Genomic DNA, 17,428 nt, shown 5'->3' on the forward strand with positions numbered 1-17,428 from the left:
TAAAACGCTAGTAAAGGAAAAAAATTGTCGGGAAAAAAGCATTAAATTTTAAATGTTATCTTAAATATGCACGTTGAAGCGTATATGATATAGCAAATATGACACACTCGCTATAAATTGTAAGGTAAAATCAAAAGTATGCGCATTTGGGGAAAGGTTTTAGGTTTTTTATTTGGTTTTATGCTGAGTAAAAACTTGTTTGGTGCTTTATTGGGCGTTTGGTTAGGTCACATGTTTGATCGAGGCCGTGGTTTTGATTTTGATGGTTTAACAAGAGGTGAAGAAGACGACGTTTCTCGTCAGGCTGCTTTTTTTTATACCGCCTTCTCAGTTATGGGGCATGTTGCCAAAGCTAAAGGGCAAGTGACTAATCATGAAATTGCATTCGCTAGCGCTTATATGGATAAACTCGGGCTAAATAATGAGCTTCGCCAACAAGCACAAGACGCTTTTCGTGAAGGAAAAATGGCTGGTTTTCCACTTAAAGAGCGGTTACGTAAATTTAAACGTATATGTGGCAACCGTCATGATTTACTTTTAATGTTTTTAGAAATTCAGATTCAAGTTGCTTTTTCTGACGGTGATTTAGATAAGCAAGAGCGAGAAGTATTGCACACTATCGCAAAGTTTCTTAGTTATTCAGCTAGGCAGTTAGATAACCTACTAGAAATGATTATCGCGGGTGCGGCATTTCATCAACAATCTGGGGGAGGTTATCAACAAGGAGGCTCTTCAGTAAATAATGCCAATCAAGTTGAAAATGCTTATAAAGTGTTAGGTGTCACAAAAAACAGTTCGAAAGTCGAAATCAAAAAAGCCTATCGTAAGCTCATGTCGCAACATCATCCGGATAAACTAATCGCTAAAGGCTTGCCACCAGCAATGATGGAAGCGGCAAAAGAGAAAACTCAAGATATTCAAGCGGCGTATGATTTAATCAACAAGCAATAAAGTTATGGAACTTTGATTACCAACCTATTGATTTAAGCCAGCTGTTTATCTGGGTCAGTAAAGCTTGTTCTGGATAAAAACCCATAACGGTATTATTTAATTGTCTTTGACGGTAATAAACCTTCATTTCTTGTTTTGCAATATTAGTTCTTTGCTCTGCTTTAGCTTTAACAATGGCATTATCGTGTTTTAAATATAAGTCTAAAACTGGTGGTTCACTGTTCGCTAGTGCATTGGCGAACTGAGTGTTGCTTTCATCAAGTAGTTTTGAGCCAGTGAAGGCATAGCTACTTAATAAGATAATAGCATTAGGGGCTTGTAAAGACTCTTCAGCATTGATTAGCTCAATTAACATGGCGCCGTGGTTACCTTGAGCTATCATCATTACAATTCCAGGGTACTGTTGGGCTTTGATACTGACCGCATTGAGCATGGCGATAAAGTTGCTTTTGTAGTTAGCTAATATGGCGTTATTTTCTTCCCTTTGAACACTTACTTTCAGTGCTGTAGATGGAAAATTTGTGGGTTTTGCATCAGGTTGAATCGTTATGGTTGTCCAGCCATCCTTTGGCAGCGCTTTTCGAAGAAAGTTAATGGCTTTTGGACTTACTGCTCCTTGATGCCAATCAGGAAGAAGGATCGCAACACCTTTATTGTTTGGGCTAGTATTTTCATGGATAAGGGTAATGTATTCCTGAGTTCCCACAAGTATTGGTTTTACTTTATCAGCAGGTAAGTAATGCTTAATGTCTTCTTGGTGTTGTTTATTTAAAGCAATAGGTAGAGGAGGAACACTTTTACTACTAGCAGTATCCACCGGTTTTTCTTCTTCAGTTACACTTTCTGATTGCTCAGCCATTACGGCCGTATTGGCAGCAAAAAGTATCAAAAAAATAAAGCTGAATTTAAATGAAGCGGTCAAAGTGTTTTGCCTTATTTGAAATGTCCTACAGTAATAGCGTTTATATCGGCCGTAACGTGAATAATATTAATCAAAGGGGCTTGGCGATACAAAGTTGAGTAACTCACCTGTTGCAGGGTGCGCCAGACTTAAGTTTCTAGCATGAAGTTGCAATCTTGAACTTACTGCTAAAGCTTGCTCGTGAGCGTATAGCCTATCTCCTAAAATAGGATGTCCTAGTGCTAGCATATGCACTCTTAATTGGTGAGAGCGTCCGGTGACAGGTCGTAATTCAACTAAAGTACTTTCATTACCACAAGGTAATTGTGAGTAGTTTAAAACACTATAATTGGTTAAGGCCTTTTTCCCATTTTCATGATCTACTTTTTGTTTTGGGCGGTTTGGCCAATCACAAATTAATGGTAATTCAACACTACCTTCTATTGTTTCAATTTTTCCAAAAACTCTGGCAATGTAACTTTTATTGGTTTTTCGTTGTTCAAACTGGCGACTAATCGCGACATGTGCTGACTTGTTAAGTGCCATAATCATAATGCCTGAAGTTGCCATATCTAAGCGATGAACAACGGTAGCGCTAGGTAAAATTCGCTGAACCCTTCGCTCTAAACAATCTTGATGCTCAGGCAATCTACCTGGTACGCTAAGTATACCGCTGGCTTTGTTGAGCACAACTATGTCTTCATCTTGATAAATAATATCTAAGTATGGAGTCATAGGTGGTTGGTAAATAAAATCAGGATTTGCAGTCATATTTGTCTCATAAGTCACAATGCGCGATTATTTTAGTTGCAAATAATCGCGACATATATGAGTGAAATAAAGTTTTTTTAATGTGTTACTACTATCATGCGAATAGCTTCAAACGTAAGCTGTGCTTTATCAATGTAATGACTTAATTCTGCTTGTTGGTGGCTAATAAAGTCAATTTCAGCTTGACGAACACTCGGGTTAATCGCTTTTAATGCCGTTAACCTTTGTTGTTCTTGCTCAAGCTTAGTTTTCATATTACTTAACGCTTTAGCTTGAATGGCCGATATTTCTTGTTCTCCGTGATGTTCAGCCTTAGTAACTAGTGGTCCTATTTGGCTTTTCAACGCTTTAGTTAGCTGTAAAGCCATTTGCTTTTTCACTGGCTTAAGTTGTTTATCAAGTACTTTTTCACTCACTTTATCAGCAAGGTTACTGCCATTCTTATCGACTAAAATACGAATTGGCGTAGTAGGTAAGTATCTACCCAATTGCAAGTTCGCGGGTGCAGTTGCTTCCACGGTAAATAAACATTCTAAGAAAAAAGTACCAACAGGGAGTGCTTCATTCTTTAGTAAGCCCATACTAGCGTTACCAATTTCATCACTAAGCACTAAATCCATGACACCGCGCACCATTGGGTGATCCCAAGTTAACAATTGATAATTTTCATTGGTTAACGCGGTATCACGATCAAACGTTATGGTGGTGCCATCTTCGGGTAAACAAGGGAAATTGCTATTGAGCATATGTTCACTTTGATTAAGGGCAATGGCATTATCAGCCTTGTCATCTTGTTGCACACCAAAAACATCTAATGCTTGAAACATAAATTGAGGAAGGTCAATTTTTTGGTCATTCGCTGAGATTTTCTCTACTAATTCATGAGCTCTTCCTTGTCCAGAAGAATTCAATTCAAGTAATTTATCGCGGCCACTTTCTAACTCTGCTTTAATCGTTAAATGTTTTTGCCAACTATCAGAAATCAACTGTTCGGCTTCATTAGATTGTTGCTGGCTGCCTAAAGCAAGTGCCAATAACTGCTCTCCAAATGCTTCATAAACTACTCGACCAGTGATACAGGTATGCTCAAATGCTTGCATGCCTTGTTGATACCAATCAAAGAGTAAGTGCTGTGCAGAGTCTTGGAAATAAGGAACATGTAAACGGATAACTTGTGTTTGTCCAATTCTATCCAGTCGACCAATACGCTGTTCTAACAAGTCAGGGTTTTGTGGTAAATCAAATAGCACTAAATGGTGAGAAAATTGAAAGTTTCGTCCTTCACTACCTATTTCTGAACATAATAATAACTGAGCACTGTCTTCATCTTGAGCAAAATATGCTGCAGCTCTGTCACGTTCAAAAATAGATAAACCTTCGTGGAAAACAGCCGAACGTATACCTTCTTTGATGCGAAGAGCAGCCTCTAAATCTATAGCTGTTTGGGCATTGGCACAAATTAGGAGTACTTTTTCTTTTTTCAAACTGGCAAGTAAATTAATTAAATACTCAACGCGTGGGTCAAAGTCTGTCCAAGATTGTGATTGAATATCAAATGAATAGAGAATTTCAGGGGTGAAAATAGTTTTAGCTTGTTTTGATTTAAGCAAGGTCTCTGGGCAACCACTTAACATAAATTCATTTAAAGACTCTTGGTATTGCTCTGGCATTTCCAGAGGCGCGGGATGAATTTCTCGTGCTGGAAAACCTTTAATGGTATTACGTGAGTTTCTAAAAAGAATACGACCAGTGCCATGTCTATCAAGTAATTGTGTTAATAATTGCTGGCGAACAGTTGATTTGACTTCATCGTCGCTACTATTTAATTCTTTAAGTTGGCTACTAATGTCTGTTTCTTTTAACAATGCACTTAAGGTAGTTTCTTGCCCTTTATTGAGTTTCTCATCTTCAACTAAAGCATTTGCAGCGTCTGCGACTTCACTATAATGTGTTTCTTCTTCAGTAAACTTTTCATAATCAAAGAATCTATCAGGATCAAGTAATCGTAATCGCGCAAAATGACTTTCATGGCCTAATTGATCTGGCGTTGCTGTGAGTAATAATACGCCTGGAATTACTTGTGCTAGCTGCTCAATACATTGGTATTCTAGGCTAGGTTTATCTTGTTGCCAATCTAAATGGTGGGCTTCATCGACCACCATTAAATCCCAATCTTCGCTGATTAATTCGTCATACCATTTAGGGTTTTTAGTAATAAAGCCTAAATTAACCAAGACTAATTGTTCACTGCTAAAAGGATTACTATCTTCTTCAGTAGAGCTTTCAACACATCTGTCTTCATCAAATATACTGAATTTAAGGTTAAATCGACGTAGCATTTCCACTAGCCACTGATGCATCAATGATTCAGGTACTATAATCAAAATACGTTTTGCGCGGCCACTTACTAATTGTTGGTGAATGATCAAACCCGCTTCAATGGTTTTACCCAAACCAACTTCATCGGCAAGTAATACTCGCGGTGCAAAACGATTTCCCACTTCATCAGCAATGTAGAGCTGATGTGGAATAAGACTAACGCGTCCACCGGTTAATCCCATTAATTCAGATTGTTGCTGTTGATACTGGTGTTGTAAACAGTCTTTACGTAAACGAAACCAATCTAATCTATCTACTTGGCTGTTAAGTAGACGATCATGAGGTTTATTGAATTTGATAAAGTGATCTATCATCACTTCTTTTAATGAAGTTTCTTCTTGGGTATCTTGTCTAATACCGTGGTAAGTCAATATTCCGTGAGCTTCAGTGCTTGATGTTACCTTTAACAACCAACCTTCATGGCTGGGAATATTATCGCCGGTATTAAAAACAACACGTGTCAAAGGTGCGTTGGCTTTAGCGTATTGACGGGATTCACCAGTAGCGGTGAAAACTATATTTACAAATCGGTGCTCAATCCCTGTAACCGTTCCTAATCCTTGATCTGATTCACTATCACTGATCCAACGTTGACCTACCTGAAATGGCATAAACTAAACTCTCCGAGAACTAATCATTATGGTATTCCTCAATTGCTGTATTTGACCGAGGAAAAATCGGCGCTATGTTACTCTTTATCATAGTTAGGATCATTAATTAATTCAGTAAATCGGTTAAGAATTTCACCTTAGTGTTGATATTTTCGTACTACCTTTTCGATTTCTCCTTTTCTTTCGAGTGCAGAGATAGCCTTTTTAAAAGTTTTTTCAACACAAACGGAGGTATCACGATGAAATATGAAGGCGGTTTTGAACTCATCATTGAGGGTATAAATAGAGGTGATTTCCTTGTTTTCGTAGCCCAGTTTATTTAACTGAAAACTGGCTACTAAATCTGAGTAGGCGATAGCTTCTACTCGACGATACACTAGCATGTTTAACATATTATTAGCCGATGATGTTGCTAACTTGTTTGTTACATCAAATTGTTCGTCAAGCAAGTGTTCCCCTATATCTTCTCTTACGACAGAAAAACTCATATTTTCAATGTGCTTTCTGGTTAAAATATCTTGATTTTCTTTTAGCACCAAAACCGAAATCCTGGTCAAGATAGGTAAACTTATAAGCTTGAACTTTTTATCACGTTCAGGTGTTTTTAGCATATTAAAAGCAGCATGAGAGGTCGAATTCTGTAAAGTGTCAAAAAGTCTTGCCCAAGGAACGAGTTCAATGTTTTCTAGCTTAAGTTGAATATTTAATTCTTGGTAAATAAGCGCCAGTATTTCTGGATAAATACCGATGAGCTTTTTCTGGTCATTATGATAGTTATACGAGGGGTAGTCTTCTGTGTACCATTGATAATTTATCAAGGTTTTTTGCACCTGACTTTGATCGCACTCACTAGAGTGAGCAAACATGGTAACGATAAAGCATAGTACTGAAATAATTTTCCAGCGCATAAGATGACACCTTATACCAATCCGTATAAAACTCGCCTTTTGGGAGCGTATGGGCACCATGATAACTACACAAAATATGCTTGATGTAGAATAATTATATCTACACACATTTTGTTTGTCCTAATGACGCCGATGTCGCTCTAAGTGGTCACTTCTTTATGCGGAGTAGTATTGGCCCACTATCATTTAAGTATAGTCAATATAATTAACATCAGTTAATGGGAAATCAGGCAAGTGTTATGGTCATCATAACTCTTACAATCATACGTAAACTTCATTGTGTTAATGAAGTTTACAATTTCACTCAAAAAGCTACTTGCCTAATAAGAAATAAACTGTCAATGTGAGTAGGCTATAATTAAATTGATTTGGATAAATTAGTTAGTTATGAATGCGGTTTATTCAAGTTGTTATCGTGGTATTTTGCTTTATCAGTAACCGACGGAGTGTGCTGTATGATCAAAGAAAAAACGAACGCTGAAAATCTCTCACAAGAAACCTTAACTTCTCAACAAACTATCTACATTTTAGATACCAATATTTTATTACACGAACCTTTCGCCTTTCTCTCTTTTCAAGAGCATGACGTTGTTGTGCCTATGACAGTGCTTGAAGAATTAGACTCCATTAAAGATAGACGTAAAGATGTCAGTCGTGATGCTAGAGTAGCAATACGAGCATTAGAAGATACGTTAACAGATGCTACACCTGAAGAAGTACTAGCGGGAGTTAAATTACCTGAAAATGATGAGCAACACCCTAGCGGTTGTTTATCCATTATTAATGATTATGCATTAGAGCAAACCGCTAGAACATTATCATTTAATGAAAATGATAATCGTATTATCAATGCCGCTTTATATATTCAAGCGCAAAAGCCTAGCTACAAAGTTGTACTCGTTACTAAAGATATCAATATGCGTCTGAAAGCCAAAGGAGCAGGGCTGGCACATGTAGAAGATTATAGAACGGATCAGCTTATTGATGATATTCAATTTCTCACTAAGGGCTATCATCAGTTTGAGGGGGACTTTTGGCAAGAAATTAAAGCATGCGATAGTGAATCAGACGGCAGATATACCACACATTTTATCGATAAAAATTTAGTGCCATTAAGTTATATGAATGAGTACCTTATCGATGAAAATGAAACGTTCGCCGGAAAAGTGACCGGTTGGAATGACGAGCAAATCTCTATTTTAGATTTAGGTCGTGAACGTTTATTGGGTAAAAATGCTTGGGGAATTCATCCAAAAAATATTTATCAAGGCATGGCGATGGATGCCTTACTCGACCCGAATATTGATCTTGTTATTTTAACTGGGCCAGCAGGTTGTGGTAAAACGCTACTTGCTTTGGCAACAGCATTAGAACAAGTTATTGAGCGAGGTTTGTATGACAAAATTATTGTCACACGCTCGACCCCCGAAATTGCTGAATCTATCGGTTTTTTACCCGGCACAGAAGAAGAAAAAATGGCCCCTTGGTTAGCCGCTATCACGGACTCATTAGAAGTATTACATCAACAAGACGAAAGTATGTCTGGTAGCCTTGATTACATTATGGATAAGGCAAACATCCAATTTAAATCGGTTAACTTTATGCGTGGACGTAGTATACAAAACTCGTTAGTACTACTAGATGAATGTCAAAATTTAACCGCGGCACAACTGAAAACCATTATAACTCGTTGCGGCGAAGGTACTAAACTTGTGTGTAGTGGTAATTTGGCACAAATAGATAGTAATTATTTAACGGCTGTTACATCCGGTTTAACTTATATTGTTGAGCGTTTTAAGGACTTCCCCGGCTCAGCCACCATAAATCTTAATGGGGTTGTACGTAGTCGTTTAGCTTCTTTTGCCGAGGAAAACTTGTAATTTAAGCTAAAGCTCGTTTTATCGATTTGTCTTAGCTATGATAGCGTTATTAAAACATTCAGTTAAGGCAAAGCATTGCTAGATAAACAAGCAGAAAACACTGTATTTAGGCGCTACAATACCGCGGTTGTAGTTGCCTTTATTGTCATTGTATTTATCGCTTTATCAGCCGCTACATGGCGTTATTATACTGAATTAAATCTGCATAAACAGCGTGGCTTAAGTCAGTTAACAGCTCAGGCCCAGCAACTTAATGCTATGTTATTAGAAAGTGAACAATCCATCTCGGGTATTCAAGAGTTCGCTCAATATGTTTTAAAGCACCCTCAAGAGTTAAACACTAATCTCGTTCCACTTAAGCAAGAGGGCAAAGGATATTATTTAGATAAAACCTCTGTTGGTGATTTTGAGCAGGAAAAAATACTGAGTGGCAACATCACAGGAATAGGTGATATTAGCCAATTCTCTGCAGTGAAGTCTCAAGAAATTGCTATGGCTAATGCGCTAACGCCAGCTTTTGTAACCGCTCAAAAGGTTCTTGAAGAAGCAACATGGTTTTATTACGTGTCATTAGATAAATTTGTCAATATTTTCCCTTGGATTGAAAGAGATAGTTGGCAATACAGTGATCGTATGTTGATTAATCCTTTTTCTGAAAAAATACAGCAAATGGAATATAGCGAGAATAAGGTATTGTGGTCATCGCCATATATTGATTCTGCTGGTAAAGGCATGAATGTCTCATTAGGCATGGGTGTATATCGTACAATGGAATTAATAGGCGCTGTGATGATAGATATCAATCTGGCAAAAATGCAGCAAAGCTTGCCTGAACTTGATTCTAACATGCAAGGCTTAGTGTTATTTAATCAGAGCAATGAAATACTATTTTTCAAACAAAAAGACAAAGAGCCTTTAAGCTATCGAGGGAAATGGGAAACGTTATTACCAAAAGGCTTAGATAAGCTAACGAGTCAAACACTATCGAATTTAGAAGACTCCATACAAATTGGTGACTGGTTAGTTGAAAAACAAATCTTAAGTGTGAATGGCTGGACCTTACTAACTTACCAGCCCTATGGTAATTTCATTCTTCCGCTTCGTAATCATTTTATTTTTATGTTCTCTATATTTTTTCTGGGCTTACTTGCCTTTTTAATGTTAGTGAATGCAATGACGAGACGTAGCTTTATTAAACCAACACATAATTTTATTCGACATATTGAGTATTGTGCTCAAGGAGATCCGGGTAAAATTAAAGCCAATGCAGATTGGCTACATTGGTTTGTACTCGTAGAAGATATTTTTACTCAAAACCGCAGTTTGTTATTACAACTTAAAGAGCAAAATGAAATCCTTGATAGCCGTGTACTTGAAAAGACTCAAGCGCTACAGGAGACAAGTGCTAAACACCAACGTGATTATGTATTACTGCGCTCTGTGATGAATGCAATCCCCGAATTGATCATTTTTAATGATCCAAATGGAAACTTAATGGGATGTAATCAAGCTTTTGAGCAACTTTGTCAACAGTCAGAAGCGGATATGCTAGGTCATCGTGCAAGTCACTTTATGCCTAGGGCTTTGCAAAAAGAAATCAATGATCTAAATGAGCAATTGGGGGAGAAATATCCTCAGCAAGCCTTGATGGAGGCCGGTGAAAATAGTTATCAGGGATTTTGTAATCAGTTTACTAACGATGAAGGGAAAATCATCGGCACCATAACTATTTTGCAAGATGTTACCGAGCAGCAAGCCACTCAAAGCGCCTTAGAAAGCGCTAAAAATCAAGCGGAATATGCTAACCAAGTTAAAATTCAATTTCTAGCTAATATGAGCCATGAGATTAGAACCCCGATAAATGCCATGCAAGGCATGATGGATTTACTTAATCGAACAGTATTAAATTCACGCCAAGAGCATTATTTAGCTAACGCCCAAACCGCGGCTTTTTCGTTATTACATCTTATTGATGAACTGCTGGATTTATCTAAAATTGAAGCTGGAAAAATGCTAATCATTAAAGAGGAGGTCAATCTTCCCGCTATTTTAGATAAAGCTTTTAAACTCAATGTTACCAGCATTCATGATAAGAACTTGACAGTTAGAATCGATCTCGCTGCCAATGTGCCCGAGGTAATCAAAACCGATGAAATGCGTTTAATACAAGTTTTGTCTAATTTGTTAAACAACGCTATTAAATTTACTGAGCAAGGAGAAGTCTCATTACTAATAGATACAATCGGGCTGAGTGATACTAATGCGCTGGTGCGTTTTAAAGTTAAAGATACCGGCATTGGTATAGCCAAAGATAAGCAAGGTCATTTATTTGAAGCTTTTTCTCAAGCAGATATTTCTATGACCAGAAAATATGGCGGCTCTGGTTTGGGGTTATCCATTTGTCAACAAATTGTTAAATTATTAGGTGGGGAAATAAGCCTGAATAGTCAATTAGGGCAAGGGTGTGAATTTAGCTTTATCTTACCTTTTTCAATTCCTGTAATAACAGATAGTCCACAAAACAGTGCGAAACCATCGTTAATTATATGCTCTCTTGGACAAGAGTTATCGGCAACATGTTTAGATACAGTAAAACTATTTGGTTGGGATTTTCATCAACTGGCTCACGTAGAAGATGTGCTCGCAATCAGTGCTTTAAAAGCGGATAAAAAATTAGTGCTATTGACTAATGAGTTAGCATTAAATGCGAATATGCTTACAGAAGGAGAAGAGGTACTTCAATGGCATGAGTGCATTGATCTTATCGGTTTATGTCAGCCGACAATGGTCGAGTTAACCACTGATATTTGTCAAAAAATTGATCGAATATCAGTGCCTTATACTTTGCTTGATACGCCACTGTTTAGATTTTCATTATCACAAATTGAACAGGCCTTAAGTGATGGGAGTTCTTCTGGAAGTCCTAACACTCATCAGCAAAAATTAGATGAAAATTCGATAATTAAGCCATTAGCTAAAAGAAATGATGCTCTGCAAGCACTACCTGATCAAAATACAGCAACTAATGATTTAGCTAATATTCATGTATTGCTTGTTGAAGATAATTTAGTTAACCAATTAGTCGCGAAAGAGCTTTTGTTAAGTATGCAAGCAAAAGTAACTATCGCTGATAATGGTCAGCGTGCATTAGATTTACTTGATGATAATAATTTTGATGTTGTGTTAATGGATATTCAAATGCCAGTAATGGATGGATTAACAGCGGCAAAGGCAATTCGACAGCAAGAGCAAGATGAATCGTCGACAAATATTTTACCTATTATTGCTATGACGGCACATGCTCGGGCGGAAGATAAGCAACGAAGTTTGGCAGCAGGTATGAATTTACATATTGCAAAACCTGTAACCGGCGCAGTGTTGCGTGAGAGTATTATACAAAGTTTAGCTCAATAGAGTAGTGCTGTATTAGCAAGCGCTACTCATTTTGTTTGTTATTACGCTTGGCTTTTTATTGTTTTTCTATTGAAAATAAACGCTCTAGTTTTTTGATGGTTTCTTGGATATTACTAACATCAGTGGGGGCGATAAAAATCGTATCATCACCTGCAATGGTGCCAAGTACGCCATCACTCTTACTTAAGCTATCTAATAATCTAGCGATAAGCTGAGCAGCACCGGGAGAGGTTTGAATGATGATCATCACTTCATTATGTTCAATGTCTAACACTAATTGTTTTAAAGGGCTTTGCGCTGTTGGAACACCAAGCTCAGCGGGTAAACAGTAAACCATTTCTTGGCGAGCATTACGGGTTCTTACCGCACCATACTTACTAAGCATACGTGAAATCTTAGATTGACTAATATTATCAAAACCTTGTGACTTTAATGCTTCAACTATTTCACCTTGTGAGCCAAACTGTTCTTGCTTTAATAAGTCTTTAAATGCCTGTATGAGAACTTCTTGTTTTTGTTGACCATTCATTATTTGATATCAAAACCTTTTTTAAAGAAAGCAATATTGTTGTAATACTAAAGTTGAGTATTTTACTTTGGCTATTATAAGCTATCATAAATACAAATATACGTTATAAGTTAATATTAATTGTTTTTTTGTTGCCTTTGCTATATCTTTTGCGCAGCAAATATTTACGTAATTACTCAAATTTATTCGATTGAATAATATTAACGTATTTTAACCCCCTAATAAAATCTCGGAGAGATCACATGAAAGTAGCAGTTTTAGGCGCCGCAGGCGGAATTGGTCAAGCATTATCTTTACTATTAAAAACTCAATTGCCAGCTGGCTCTGAATTATCACTTTATGATGTTGCCCCTGTTGTTCCAGGTGTTGCAGTAGACCTATCTCACATCCCTACCGATGTAAAAGTTGCTGGTTTTGGCCGTGATGATTTAAATGGCGCATTAACGGGTGCTGATATTGTGTTAATTCCAGCGGGTATGCCACGTAAGCCAGGTATGGACCGTGCAGATTTATTCAATGTAAACGCTGGTATTATTAAAGTGTTAGCTGAAGGCATTGTTGAAGCCTGTCCAAAAGCGTTAGTAGGTGTTATTACTAACCCAGTAAATGGCACGGTTCCAATTGTTGCTGAAGTTTTCAAAAAAGCAGGTACTTATGATGCAAGCCGTGTATTTGGTGTTACTACATTAGATGTTATCCGTAGTGAAGCATTTGTTGCTGAATTAAAAGGCTTAAACGTAGCTGAAACTAAAGTGCCGGTAATTGGCGGTCACTCAGGTACCACTATTTTACCTCTACTTTCACAAGTAGAAGGTGTTACTTTTTCTGATGAAGAAGTTGCTGCATTAACTCCACGTATTCAAAATGCTGGTACTGAAGTTGTTGAAGCTAAAGCAGGTGGCGGCTCAGCTACTTTATCTATGGGCGCTGCAGCAGCACGTTTTTGTTTATCTTTAGTGAAAGGTTTACAAGGTGAAGAAGTTGTAGATTATGCTTATGTAGCTATTGAAGATGGTGATGCACCTTATTTTGCTCACCCTGTTCGTTTAGGTAAAAACGGTGTAGAAGAAATACTGAGTTACGGTGAGCTAAGTGCTTTTGAACAAAAAGCAAAAGATGACATGTTAGCTACATTGAACAAAGACATCCAAGAAGGTGTTGATTTCATGGCATAAGACTACAAGCCAGCGAGTGTTCTCGCTTAGTTTGTAGACTTATCTGAATAAAGCGCGATTTAAGTGTCAGCTATTATTAGCTGATATTTACATCGCGTTTTTTATTGCCGGTAATATTTCAATGAGTAAAGTTATTTATTGAAGCACACCATTTAGAAAGGATTATCTTCCCCAAGGATTTCCGGGAGTAGAAGAGCGTTCACGAGTTTTCTTTGCTCTTTTTTGCCTTAGGTTTTCAGCATCTTCAAAACTTAGTTCAGCAGGCTCGCCAGGTTTTTGATGAGCTGGAACGATACGATCACGTGGCGGAAGCTGGAATTGGCTATCATCAGCGCGAGGTAAGCTTTTGTATTGATATAGATAGAACCCTTCAACTTTATCTTTAGCCCAGTCAGTTTTCTTTAAAAACTTTATGCTGGATTTAATACTTGGATTAGTTTTAAAACAATTTAAGCTTAAATAAGCAAAAAGAATTTCAAACCCGTAATGGTCAACTAATTCGGTGAGTACTTGTTCTAAACCAACACCATGAAGAGGGTTGTTTTCGTAAATGTTTTTTTCGCTCATGTATTTCTCTATGTAGCTATGGTCATTAAGTAAAGGTTACATTGAGCGGTTAGCAGCAATGTGCGCTAAAGAAACTAATGCTTTTTTATATTCAGAATCAGGTAATACAGATAAGGCATTGATGGCTTTATCGGCTTCAATTTCTGCCTTTTTCTGAGTATAGACTAAAGCACCTGTTTGTCTCATCGCTTCAAGAATCTCATCAAGATGAGCCATGCCATTGCCATGTTCTATCGCATCTCTAACAAGTTGTTTTTGCGCTTGGGTGCCATGTTCAATAGTGTAAAGTAATGGCAGGGTAGGTTTACCTTCTGCTAAATCATCACCAACATTTTTGCCCATTTCTTTGGCGTCAGCAGTGTAGTCCATAATATCGTCAACTAACTGAAAAGCAGTGCCCAGATATTTTCCATAATCTGCCATGGCTGTTTCTATTGCATTATCTTGCTTAGTGATAACGGCAGCAAGACGAGTAGCCGCTTCAAAAAGTTTAGCTGTTTTGCAGTAAATTACTTGCATATAGCTTTCTTCAGTGGTGTCTGGATCATTACAATTCATTAATTGCAATACTTCACCTTCAGCGACTATATTGGTGGCATCAGACAATATATCCATAATGCGCATATTGCCAAGCTTAGTCATCATTTGAAATGAACGGGTATAAAGAAAATCACCTACAAGTACACTCGCACTGTTACCAAATAAAGCATTAGCTGTTTCTCGGCCTCGGCGCATATTAGATTCATCAACAACATCATCATGTAACAGCGTAGCAGTATGAATAAACTCAATAATGGCCGCGATAGTACAATGTTCATCGTTTAATGTTGCTGTATTTTTATAATTCAATGCTTGAGCCGTTAACACTGTCAGCATAGGTCGCATTCGCTTGCCACCGGCGTTAACAATATAGACACCTAATTGATTAATTAATGCGACGTCAGAGTGTAATTGACCATATATAAGATCATTCACTTTGGTCATATCATCTTGAGAGAGAGCTTGAATTGCTTTTATATCCACTTACTTTATATCCATTTGCGCTAGGTGGTTTATAGTTAACCACTATTTAGATGGGGTTTTTATAAATTAAATTCTACACTAAAATAGCTGACAATAAAGCGACAAAGCTTGTTTCTAGTGACTTTGTTTTTAATTTATTTCATTAAAATGACAAATGAGCGAAAAACTTTATAAATGATCACTTTTATACTTGCTCTACTGTGTTTCTTCGCGTAGAATTCGCGCCCTATATTTTTAAATCTTAAGCGTCATATAACCTTTTAAAACTTTAACTAAGTAATGGTAAGTGACGCAGTACGGAGTAGCTATGTACGCGGTATTCCAAAGCGGTGGTAAACAGCATCGTGTAACCGAAGGACAAACAGTTCGCCTTGAAAAGCTTGAGCTTGAAGTAGGCGCAGCAGTAGAATTTGATAACGTTTTAATGATCGCCGATGGCGAGAACATCAATGTAGGCGCGCCTTACGTTGCTGGTGGTAAAGTAGTGGCTGAGGTTGTAAACCAAGGTCGTGCTGATAAAATTACTATTGTAAAATTCAAACGTCGTAAGCATTCACGCAAACAAGCGGGCCATCGTCAATGGTTCACTGAAGTGAAAATTACTGGTATTAACGGCTAATTAGGAGCATTTTGACATGGCACATAAGAAAGCTGCAGGTAGTACACGAAATGGTCGCGATTCAGAAGCAAAACGCCTAGGTGTTAAGCGCTTCGGTGGCGAATCTGTTTTAGCTGGTAACATTATTGTTCGTCAACGTGGTACTCGTTTCCACGCTGGTAGCAACATGGGTATCGGTAAAGACCACACGTTATTCGCATTAGCTGACGGTAAAGTTCAGTTTGATGTTAAAGGTCCAAAAAATCGTAAGTTTGTTAGCATCATCGCTGACTAATCTTAGATTCGATTTTCTAAAAACCTCGCATCATGCGAGGTTTTTTTTTGGCTAATTTGTATTAATTTTGTATTAATGATGTTGTTCTTGATACGGCGATTTTTTATCCAGATAAAATCGTTTATACTAGCAATATGTAAAACACAATACGTTAGGGTTGTTTAAAGCACCATGAAATTTGTTGATGAAGTTGAGATCAGAGTTGAAGCTGGAGACGGCGGCAATGGCTGTGTCAGTTTTCGTAAAGAGAAATATATTGAGTATGGCGGCCCTAATGGTGGCGATGGCGGTGATGGTGGCGATGTTTACCTTATTGCTGATGAAAGCTTAAATACCTTAATAGATTATCGATTTGAGCGTTTTCACCGTGCTAAGCGTGGGCAAAACGGTCAAAGTCGAGACTGTACTGGTAAAAGTAGTGATGAATTAGTGTTAAAAGTACCGGTAGGTACTCGTGTGGTTGATGTCGACACTGGCGAATTGTTAGGTGATTTAACCCACAAAGGCCAAAGACTGCTTGTGGCTAAAGGCGGTTGGCATGGTTTAGGTAATACACGCTTTAAAAGTAGTACTAACCGCGCACCTCGTCAGAAAACTGATGGCACACCGGGTGAAATACGTAACCTTAAATTAGAGCTATTGTTACTTGCCGATGTTGGTTTACTTGGATTACCGAATGCTGGTAAGTCGACGTTAATTCGCAGTGTTTCTGCTGCTAAGCCAAAAGTAGCTGATTATCCTTTTACTACTCTAGTACCAAACCTAGGTGTGGTACGTTTAGATACACAGCGTAGTTTTGTTATTGCTGATATTCCAGGGATCATCGAAGGTGCAGCTGACGGCGCGGGCTTAGGCACTCAATTTTTAAAACATCTTGAACGTTGTCGTATTTTATTGCACGTAATTGACATTATGCCGGCCGACGGCTCTGATCCTCTTGAAAATGCGAAAACCATTATCAGTGAGTTAGAACAGCATAACGAAAAACTAGCCGGTAAACCTCGTTGGATTATCTTCAACAAACTTGATTTATTGCTTGAAGAAGAAGCGAAAGAACTTACTGATGCCATTTTAGCGGGTCTTGATTGGCAAGGTGACGTTCATAGTATCTCAGCGTTTAATAAAATGGGTACTGAAGAGTTATCGCAACGTGTTATGACATTCATTGAAGAATTACCACCGGAAGAAGAAGAAACGCTCACCGACGGTAAAGATGTTGAGTTTAAGTGGGATACATACCATGAAGACGCAATAGCAGATGTAGAAGATGATCTCGATGACGAAGATTGGGATGAAGATGATTATGATGTGGAAGTTGAATATCGTCCTTAAAGTATAAATCCAGTATGTTTGAAAAAACCAATATCAAAAATGTTGATATTGGTTTTTTTTTGACTGAAATTTGCTCTAAAGCAGGGAAACTATC

General features: G+C 37.7%; 14 protein-coding genes. 7 read left to right on the forward strand and 7 right to left on the reverse strand.

The window, feature by feature from the left end; all coding sequences use genetic code 11:
- The first annotated feature begins 138 nt into the window (after window positions 1-138).
- Window positions 139-951 (forward strand): co-chaperone DjlA, encoded by an 813-nt coding sequence (djlA, locus tag AC27IF_RS02840; protein ID WP_487051984.1) that lies wholly within the window; start codon window positions 139-141, stop codon window positions 949-951.
- Window positions 952-967: 16 nt separating this feature from the next.
- Here the strand turns inward: djlA and AC27IF_RS02845 are convergent, their stop codons facing one another.
- From AC27IF_RS02845 to AC27IF_RS02860, 4 genes are all read right to left on the reverse strand, one after another.
- Entirely contained in the window at window positions 968-1,873 is a 906-nt protein-coding gene (locus AC27IF_RS02845; RefSeq protein ID WP_487051986.1) for a DUF3530 family protein, read from the reverse strand.
- A 66-nt stretch (window positions 1,874-1,939) separates the two neighbouring features.
- A complete protein-coding gene (gene rluA, locus AC27IF_RS02850) occupies window positions 1,940-2,623 on the reverse strand; it encodes a bifunctional tRNA pseudouridine(32) synthase/23S rRNA pseudouridine(746) synthase RluA (protein WP_487051988.1) in 684 nt (227 codons plus the stop codon).
- A 77-nt stretch (window positions 2,624-2,700) separates the two neighbouring features.
- Window positions 2,701-5,613, reverse strand: coding sequence for an RNA polymerase-associated protein RapA (rapA, locus tag AC27IF_RS02855; protein ID WP_487051990.1), 2,913 nt, complete (start codon window positions 5,611-5,613; stop codon window positions 2,701-2,703).
- Between the two features lie 137 nt (window positions 5,614-5,750).
- The gene (locus AC27IF_RS02860) at window positions 5,751-6,521 is read right to left on the reverse strand and encodes a substrate-binding periplasmic protein (protein ID WP_487051992.1); all 771 of its coding nucleotides are present in this window, start codon (window positions 6,519-6,521) and stop codon (window positions 5,751-5,753) included.
- 455 nt (window positions 6,522-6,976) lie between these two features.
- On the opposite strand from AC27IF_RS02860, the gene AC27IF_RS02865 reads away from it, so the two are divergent.
- Window positions 6,977-8,401, forward strand: coding sequence for a PhoH family protein (locus AC27IF_RS02865; RefSeq protein WP_487051994.1), 1,425 nt, complete (start codon window positions 6,977-6,979; stop codon window positions 8,399-8,401).
- A 75-nt stretch (window positions 8,402-8,476) separates the two neighbouring features.
- Window positions 8,477-11,815 carry a hybrid sensor histidine kinase/response regulator gene (locus AC27IF_RS02870; RefSeq protein ID WP_487051996.1) on the forward strand — a complete coding sequence of 1,113 codons (3,339 nt, stop codon included), beginning with the start codon at window positions 8,477-8,479 and terminating at the stop codon, window positions 11,813-11,815.
- A gap of 55 nt (window positions 11,816-11,870) precedes the next feature.
- On the opposite strand, the gene argR is transcribed toward AC27IF_RS02870, so the two are convergent.
- A complete protein-coding gene (argR, locus tag AC27IF_RS02875) occupies window positions 11,871-12,344 on the reverse strand; it encodes a transcriptional regulator ArgR (RefSeq protein ID WP_487051998.1) in 474 nt (157 codons plus the stop codon).
- Between the two features lie 242 nt (window positions 12,345-12,586).
- On the opposite strand from argR, the gene mdh reads away from it, so the two are divergent.
- Entirely contained in the window at window positions 12,587-13,519 is a 933-nt protein-coding gene (gene mdh, locus AC27IF_RS02880) for a malate dehydrogenase (protein WP_487052000.1), read from the forward strand.
- A 162-nt stretch (window positions 13,520-13,681) separates the two neighbouring features.
- Here mdh and AC27IF_RS02885 read toward each other — a convergent pair whose 3' ends face one another.
- Window positions 13,682-14,086 carry a VF530 family protein gene (locus AC27IF_RS02885; protein ID WP_487052002.1) on the reverse strand — a complete coding sequence of 135 codons (405 nt, stop codon included), beginning with the start codon at window positions 14,084-14,086 and terminating at the stop codon, window positions 13,682-13,684.
- Between the two features lie 36 nt (window positions 14,087-14,122).
- Window positions 14,123-15,109, reverse strand: a complete 987-nt coding sequence (gene ispB, locus AC27IF_RS02890; RefSeq protein WP_487052004.1) for an octaprenyl diphosphate synthase — start codon at window positions 15,107-15,109, stop codon at window positions 14,123-14,125.
- Between the two features lie 307 nt (window positions 15,110-15,416).
- Between ispB and rplU the strand changes: the two genes are divergently transcribed.
- From rplU to cgtA, 3 genes are all read left to right on the forward strand, one after another.
- The gene (gene rplU / locus AC27IF_RS02895) at window positions 15,417-15,728 is read left to right on the forward strand and encodes a 50S ribosomal protein L21 (RefSeq protein ID WP_114326731.1); all 312 of its coding nucleotides are present in this window, start codon (window positions 15,417-15,419) and stop codon (window positions 15,726-15,728) included.
- Window positions 15,729-15,744: 16 nt separating this feature from the next.
- Entirely contained in the window at window positions 15,745-16,002 is a 258-nt protein-coding gene (gene rpmA / locus AC27IF_RS02900) for a 50S ribosomal protein L27 (protein WP_353536819.1), read from the forward strand.
- Window positions 16,003-16,173: 171 nt separating this feature from the next.
- Window positions 16,174-17,334, forward strand: coding sequence for an Obg family GTPase CgtA (cgtA, locus tag AC27IF_RS02905; protein ID WP_487052006.1), 1,161 nt, complete (start codon window positions 16,174-16,176; stop codon window positions 17,332-17,334).
- Window positions 17,335-17,428 lie beyond the last annotated feature (94 nt).

The sequence above is a fragment of the Colwellia sp. KS18-150 genome (genome assembly GCF_057551365.1).

Excerpts from the sequence above, each read along its gene's own strand:
- djlA (WP_487051984.1), top strand. The coding sequence starts at position 139 with ATGCGCATTTGGGGAAAGGTTTTAGGTTTTTTATTTGGTTTTATGCTG.
- rapA (WP_487051990.1), bottom strand. The coding sequence starts at position 5,613 with ATGCCATTTCAGGTAGGTCAACGTTGGATCAGTGATAGTGAATCAGAT.
- cgtA (WP_487052006.1), top strand. The coding sequence starts at position 16,174 with ATGAAATTTGTTGATGAAGTTGAGATCAGAGTTGAAGCTGGAGACGGC.
- AC27IF_RS02860 (WP_487051992.1), bottom strand. The coding sequence starts at position 6,521 with ATGCGCTGGAAAATTATTTCAGTACTATGCTTTATCGTTACCATGTTT.
- rpmA (WP_353536819.1), top strand. The coding sequence starts at position 15,745 with ATGGCACATAAGAAAGCTGCAGGTAGTACACGAAATGGTCGCGATTCA.
- rluA (WP_487051988.1), bottom strand. The coding sequence starts at position 2,623 with ATGACTGCAAATCCTGATTTTATTTACCAACCACCTATGACTCCATAC.
- AC27IF_RS02885 (WP_487052002.1), bottom strand. The coding sequence starts at position 14,086 with ATGAGCGAAAAAAACATTTACGAAAACAACCCTCTTCATGGTGTTGGT.
- rplU (WP_114326731.1), top strand. The coding sequence starts at position 15,417 with ATGTACGCGGTATTCCAAAGCGGTGGTAAACAGCATCGTGTAACCGAA.
- AC27IF_RS02865 (WP_487051994.1), top strand. The coding sequence starts at position 6,977 with ATGATCAAAGAAAAAACGAACGCTGAAAATCTCTCACAAGAAACCTTA.
- argR (WP_487051998.1), bottom strand. The coding sequence starts at position 12,344 with ATGAATGGTCAACAAAAACAAGAAGTTCTCATACAGGCATTTAAAGAC.
- mdh (WP_487052000.1), top strand. The coding sequence starts at position 12,587 with ATGAAAGTAGCAGTTTTAGGCGCCGCAGGCGGAATTGGTCAAGCATTA.